This is a genomic window from Lactobacillus sp. UMNPBX17 (assembly GCF_002553735.1).
GTDB lineage: Bacteria > Bacillota > Bacilli > Lactobacillales > Lactobacillaceae > Lactobacillus > Lactobacillus gallinarum.
Genome location: NZ_PCYT01000099.1, coordinates 1 through 3,202, shown reverse-complemented (window position 1 = coordinate 3,202; position 3,202 = coordinate 1). Strand labels below are relative to the sequence as shown.

Genomic DNA, 3,202 nt, shown 5'->3' with positions numbered 1-3,202 from the left:
ACCATAGGCCTCACCTCCGGGAGGAAAAACAACCGCCGCTCATAAAACTTTCTGCAGTAATATTATACCGAAACTTTGTTTGCGAAAAAAGACGAACAAGTAAAAAAGCTTGCGATTTGCGGGCTTTTCTTGTATCTAAGGTTCTTTAAACTGATTAATATCAACGCCTTCAAGTTTAAGCAACTGAATTTTCTTATCAATTCCACCGCCATAACCAGTTAAATTGTGATTAACACCAACAACGCGATGGCAAGGGATGATGATACAAATATGATTTCTGCCAATAGCACCACCAGTTGCCCGAATAGGTAAGTGGTCCTTATCTTTTGCAGCCTGTACGGCAATGTCTTTATAAGTAGTTGTCATCCCGTAAGGAATTTTTAGTAATGCTTGCCAGACTCTTTTTTGAAAATCAGTACCGATCAAATGTAATTGAGGAGTAAAATCTGGTTCTTTGCCTTGAAAATAGATATCTAACCATTTTTTAGTAGAAGCTAAATATTTATTTTCTCCTTCTGAATATTCTTTATCAAGATTGTCACCGTAGTAGCGATCAGTATCTAGCCATAAACCAATAAGTCCTTGTTCATTACTAGCGAGCAATATTTTGCCAATAGGTGAATTATAGTAAGAAACTGTTTGCATGTTTTTTCTCCTATGATAAAAATAAGATGCTACCATCGATTATGATTGGTAGCATCTTATTAATCTAATTTATTTTCTTAACTTGTGCACCTTATGGGCTAGCACCATTTCTTTATTGCGATCTTCATAGATCATATCCTTGATGTAATTCCATGGGATTAACAAAGGCGTTTTGCTATTTTTACGGAAAATGAAGTCTGCGTGTCGTCTTTCCAAGTGACGCAAATATCTTTTAGCATTTTGAATCTTAGTATGGTGTTCCAAATGCAATCGTGGTTCGAAATCGACGATTTTGTGTTCAGCGTTGAAAATAGGTCTAACTTTATGGTGCCAGTTCTCAGCACTAGAGATATGATCGCTGACCTTTTTTCCGGCTTCTACGATATTCTCTTTGGTTGCTGGACTTTTCTGATCCTTAAACTCCCCATGTGGATCTAGATAGTAGTTGCCCAAACCATCTTGACGATAAAGTCGTATTTTCTTGAATGTCTTATTTTTCTTGTCCATTCTTACTTCGATAACGTCACCATTTTTGTGATTCATTAAATACATGTGATGTTTTCTAGTGTAATTTGCACTTTTCATGATCAGAAATCTCACCTCTACATTAATTATTCTGAAACGATATTATACCAGTATTTTAACTATATTTTTAATTTAATGGTATAAAAGTTGCTATTTTTTTAGGAAATTAGACGAAAGGATGTAGTGTTTGGTTGTTATTTTCTATACGCCAGCATAATAAAAGGTATTCCCCTTTTTACAGCTGAAGACTATTAAGTAATCACTAACTTATACTAAAATCGTTTAAAGCCGGGAGAAAAGGTGTTACGCTTAAGTAGGACGAGGTTATAGAATAGTTATTTTAAAGTAATTAATTGTATACAAAAACATGCTTAGCTTCGGAAAAGCTAAGCATGATGTCCCATAATATGAGTCGCTTGCAATTTATCTTGCAAGCGGCTTTTATTTTAGAAAAAATAATAAATATTGCAAGAGTATTGATTTCTGTTTTTGTATAGAAAATAAAATTTATTTATTTTTAATTGAAGCTGGCTATCTGCATTTTACTGAGGAATATTAATTAGCTGATACCGCTACTTGCCGTCATGCTGTTTTAGCTGCTTTCAAAAAAGAATTTCCGCGCAGTAGTCGTGCGTATTTAATCGCTAAATAGTATACTTTTCAGTAAAGAAAACTATTTAGTACAAGTCAGAAAGGAAGTCTTTTCATTGAAATATGCAGAAAAGTCACCCGCATTGTGGAATGCCATTCATCACGAAGAAGAGCGCCAACAAAACACGATTGAATTAATTGCTTCTGAAAATATTGTTTCTGATGCAGTTCGTGAAGCTCAAGGTTCAGTTTTAACTAACAAATATGCCGAGGGCTATCCTGGTCGACGCTATTATGGCGGTTGTCAATACATTGATCAAGTTGAACAACTTGCTATTGATTATGCTAAAAAATTATTCAATGCTAAATTTGCTAATGTTCAACCCCACTCTGGTTCACAAGCAAATATGGCTGTTTATCAAGCTTTGCTGAAGCCAGGCGATGTAATCCTTGGCATGGGCATGGATGCTGGCGGTCATTTAACTCACGGTGCCAAAGTAAACTTCAGTGGTAAAGAATATAGATCTTATAGTTACGGATTAAACGTTGAAACTGAAGAGCTTGATTTTGATGCTATTCGTCAGATCGCCTTAGATGTTCATCCCCAATTGATCGTTGCTGGTGCTTCTGCATACAGCCGAATTATTGATTGGCAAAAATTCCGTGAAATTGCCGATGAGGTTGGCGCCTATTTAATGGTTGATATGGCCCATATTGCTGGTTTGGTAGCAACTGGCCAACATCCTAGTCCTATTCCAGTAGCTGATGTAGTGACGACTACTACGCATAAGACCTTGCGTGGTCCTCGCGGCGGCATGATTTTATCTAATAGTTTAGAAATTGGTAAAAAGATTAATTCAGCCTTGTTTCCAGGTATTCAAGGTGGTCCTTTAGAACACGTAATTGCCGGAAAAGCGCAAGCTTTTTATGAAGACTTACAGCCACAATTTACCGATTATATTAAACAAGTAATCAAAAACGCTAAGATAATGGCAGAAACTTTTGCTAAGTCTGACAATATTCGTGTAGTTTCTGGTGGTACTGATAATCACTTAATGATTATTGATATTACAAATACTGGGTTAACGGGTAAAGATGCACAAAACTTGCTTGATTCAGTTCATATTACAACCAATAAAGAATCAATCCCTGGTGATCAGCGCAGTCCTTTTGTAACTAGTGGTTTAAGAATTGGTACACCAGCAATTACTAGCCGCGGTTTTGATGAAGAAGACGCTAAAAAGACAGCCGGATTAATTGTTGAGATTTTGTCTAATCCAGAAGATGAAACAACAATTGAACACGTTAAACAAGAAGTTAAAGAATTAACTCAAAAACATCCAATTAATTAATTTGAATAGAAAATAAACAGTTCTAGTTTTTTGCCAATGTCATTAAGTTAAGACATTGACAATTAATATTAGACTTTTAAAGCACTGAT

General features: G+C 35.5%; 3 protein-coding genes. 1 reads left to right on the top strand and 2 read right to left on the bottom strand.

All coding sequences use genetic code 11. The features are described from left to right. Window positions 1-135: 135 nt before the first annotated feature. Both CP368_RS09495 and CP368_RS09490 read right to left on the bottom strand, forming a co-directional pair. Entirely contained in the window at window positions 136-645 is a 510-nt protein-coding gene (locus CP368_RS09495; protein ID WP_098046032.1) for a methylated-DNA--[protein]-cysteine S-methyltransferase, read from the bottom strand. 69 nt (window positions 646-714) lie between these two features. Further along, window positions 715-1,230, bottom strand: a complete 516-nt coding sequence (locus CP368_RS09490; protein WP_025005730.1) for a hypothetical protein — start codon at window positions 1,228-1,230, stop codon at window positions 715-717. Window positions 1,231-1,877: 647 nt separating this feature from the next. Here CP368_RS09490 and glyA point away from each other — a divergent pair. Continuing rightward, the gene (gene glyA, locus CP368_RS09480) at window positions 1,878-3,113 is read left to right on the top strand and encodes a serine hydroxymethyltransferase (protein ID WP_098046031.1); all 1,236 of its coding nucleotides are present in this window, start codon (window positions 1,878-1,880) and stop codon (window positions 3,111-3,113) included. Window positions 3,114-3,202 lie beyond the last annotated feature (89 nt).

Bases quoted from the DNA above. Each gene is read 5' to 3' on its own strand.
- CP368_RS09495 (WP_098046032.1), bottom strand. From the start codon at position 645: ATGCAAACAGTTTCTTACTATAATTCACCTATTGGCAAAATATTGCTC.
- CP368_RS09490 (WP_025005730.1), bottom strand. From the start codon at position 1,230: ATGAAAAGTGCAAATTACACTAGAAAACATCACATGTATTTAATGAAT.